This window comes from Patiriisocius sp. 208BN25-11, assembly GCF_058147145.1.
Genome location: NZ_JBYVJY010000144.1, coordinates 1 through 236, shown reverse-complemented (window position 1 = coordinate 236; position 236 = coordinate 1). Strand labels below are relative to the sequence as shown.

General features: G+C 36.4%; 1 pseudogene. It reads left to right on the top strand.

The features are described from left to right. Positions 1–62: 62 nt before the first annotated feature. A pseudogene (locus ACY2RS_RS15910) lies at positions 63–236 on the top strand (glycosyl hydrolase family 17); the annotation flags it as partial.

Sequence of the window (236 nt, the reverse complement as noted above, 5' to 3'; positions counted from 1 at the left end):
TAGTTTTTCTTGTCTTGTCATGTAAAAAAAATAAAGAAGAAGAACACACTCCAAGTATACCTATGCAAAATAAAGTCACAGCAAAAGAGATGTTAGGCAACCCAGATTATATAGCCATTTCGTATGGGGGTTATCGTAAATCAACTCGAGAAATTCAGCCTACAATTACCGAGCTCAAAGAGGATATGAAGCTTCTTTTTGCGATGGGAATAAGAGTCGTGAGAACCTACAATGTT